At 65.4% G+C, this 2622-nt stretch carries 3 protein-coding genes; 2 read left to right on the forward strand and 1 reads right to left on the reverse strand.

The genetic code is table 11. The features are described 5' to 3' along the window. Positions 1-381, reverse strand: a 381-nt coding sequence (locus P3W97_RS03505; RefSeq protein ID WP_300843827.1) for a MerR family transcriptional regulator, incomplete at its 3' end; no start/stop codon positions are given. A 101-nt stretch (positions 382-482) separates the two neighbouring features. On the opposite strand from P3W97_RS03505, the gene P3W97_RS03510 reads away from it, so the two are divergent. Beyond that, positions 483-1787 (forward strand): FAD-dependent oxidoreductase, encoded by a 1305-nt coding sequence (locus P3W97_RS03510; RefSeq protein WP_300843829.1) that lies wholly within the window; start codon positions 483-485, stop codon positions 1785-1787. A gap of 25 nt (positions 1788-1812) precedes the next feature. Further along, positions 1813-2622 (forward strand): DUF1365 domain-containing protein (locus P3W97_RS03515; protein ID WP_300843831.1); only part of this gene is annotated, 810 nt, incomplete at its 3' end.

Below are 2622 nucleotides of genomic sequence, written 5' to 3' on the forward strand. Positions count from 1 at the left end.
AGCCATCCAGGGTGCGAGCTGGTCATCCGCCATATGATCCGGCTCGCCCGCTGAGCCCGGTAAATGCTGGGGCGCAGCCAGGTTTTGCGCCAAAGCCGACGCGGCCAAGGCTTCCAAGGCATCGCGCGGCAGTCCCACCACGCGTCCTGGACGGTACCCAGCATCCAGCAGGCGCCGAATCAGGCGCAGCCGACTCAATTGTTCCGCGTCGTACAGCCGGTCCCCGCGTTCGTCGCGCTGCGGCGCCGGAAAGCCGTAGCGGCGCTCCCACACGCGCAAGGTATCCTTACCGATGCCCGTTTCTCGCTCTACATCCGCAATCGCCCAAAGGGCCATCGGCGCACCGGTGGAAGATGAGGGAGATGCAGGCGCGGTGTTCATGACGGGAACCTGGACATGCACAAGTGGTCAACGAAGCCTACAATGGTACTTGTCTAGGACAAAGCAGATGCGGATCTGCCCACCGCAGCAGGAGCTCGTTCATGAAAGTCGCCATCGTCGGATCGGGTATCTCGGGCTTGGCGGTTGCGCATCGCCTGTGCGGTCGGGCCCATGTCGCCTTGTTCGAGGCCAACGACTACTTCGGTGGGCACACGCACACGGTGGACATCACCCTGCCTGATGCGCAGGGCCGCCCGGTCACCCATGGTGTGGATACGGGCTTTCTGGTGTTCAACGAGCGGACTTACCCGAACCTGATCGCACTGCTGGCGGAGCTGGGTGTGCCGACGGCTCCGTCGGACATGTCGTTTTCGGTGCAGGTGCCAGCCAGCGCGCACGGCCCGGCCCTCGAATGGGGCGGCGCCTCGCTGACCACCGTGTTTGCGCAGCGGCGCAACTGGATGCGCCCGCACTTTTGGAAGATGCTGGCCGATTTGTTGCGCTTCAACCGCCTGTGCACCCGGCTGGCTGAACAAGGCCAGGAAGCCGACCTGCAACAACCGCTCGGGGAGTTTTTACAGGCGCACGACTTTGGCACGGCGTTTCGCGATTGGTATTTTTTACCGATGATCGGCTGCATCTGGAGTTGTCCGACCGACCAGATGCTGCGCTTTCCCGTGGCCACGATGATTCGTTTTTGCCACAACCATGGCCTGCTGCAGGTCAACGATCGGCCGCAGTGGTATACCGTGGCCGGCGGGGCACGGCAGTATGTCGAGCGCATCGTCGCGCGCATTCCGGACGCCCGGCGCTCCACGCCCGTGCGCCGTATTGAGCGGGATGTGGCAGGCGCCACGGTTTTTACCGACGCGGGCGCCGAGCGCTTTGATGAGGTGGTGATTGCCACCCACAGCGATCAGGCCTTGGCCCTGCTGGCCCACCCCAGCGCCCAAGAACGCGCGGTGCTGGGCGCCATTCGCTACCAGCCCAACCGCGCCGTGCTGCACACCGATACCGCGGTGCTGCCCCAGCGGCGGGCTGTCTGGTCGGCCTGGAACTACGAACGCGCCCCGGATACGCAGCGCGAGTCGTCGCGGGTCTGCCTGCACTACTGGCTGAACGTGCTGCAGCCCCTGCCCTTCGCCCAGCCCGTGGTGGAGTCGCTCAACCCCGTGCGACCGATCGCAGCCGATTGCATTTTGGCCGAGTTCGAATACCACCACCCGGTTTTTGACGGTCCGGCGATCGCCGCGCAGCGAGCCGTGCCGCACTTGCAGGGGCAGTGGCACACATGGTACTGTGGAGCGTGGACTGGCTATGGATTCCACGAAGACGGCCTCAAGGCCGGTTTGGCCGTGGCTGATGCGCTGCAATCCCGACTGCATGCGCAGCGGGCTGCCGCCTGAAGCTGGCATGGCCAAGGAGGCCCCCATGCGCGCGACGCCCACACCGCAGCCCGCCGACGCCGTTTTGATCGGCGAGGGTTGGGTGCGTCACCGGCGCCTGCGCCCGCGCGAGCACGCCTTTGCGCACCGCACTTGGTTTTTGCTGCTGCCCATGCACCGACTGGCCGAAGCAGCGGCCGAAGCCGGGCTGGCGGTCAACCGCGCCGCGCCGATCAGCTTCCATGATCGCGACCATGGCGATGGGCGCGGTCCCGAAGCGGGTGGTGCCCTGGCCTGGCTGCATGAGTTGCTCGCGCGCCATGGCATCACCGATGTCGATGGCCCGGTCTGGCTACACACCTACGCGAGGGTGCTGGGATATGTCTTCAAGCCAGTGAGCTTTTGGTATTGCCATCGGGCCGACGGGTCATTGCGCGCTGTGGTGGCCGAGGTCAACAACACTTTTGGCGAGCGGCACTGTTACCTGCTCGACGCGCCCGCGTGGGGTCAGACCCTGCAAGCGCGCAAGCGCTTCCATGTCTCGCCGTTTTGCCGTGTAAATGGGGGATACCGCTTTCGGTTTCTGCGCACGCCACCCGCTGCTGGACAGGAGGGACGGACCGTGGTGCGCATCGAGCATGAGGACGAGGACGGTCCGCTGTTGCTGACCAGCGTCAGCGGCCATCTGAGCCGTGCCACCCCAGGCCGATGGACCACACTGCTGTGGCGCTACCGTTGGCACAGCCTTGCCGTCATCGCCCGCATCCACTGGCATGCCTTGACCCTGTGGCGCAAAGGCGTGGGCTTCTACCGCAAGCCACCCGCCCCTGCCGAATGGGTTACCACGCAATCCCCC

Origin of the sequence: Tepidimonas sp., from assembly GCF_029335975.1 — a bacterium.
Classification (GTDB): Bacteria; Pseudomonadota; Gammaproteobacteria; order Burkholderiales; family Burkholderiaceae_C; genus Tepidimonas.

Bases quoted from the DNA above. Each gene is read 5' to 3' on its own strand.
- P3W97_RS03510 (WP_300843829.1), top strand. From the start codon at position 483: ATGAAAGTCGCCATCGTCGGATCGGGTATCTCGGGCTTGGCGGTTGCG.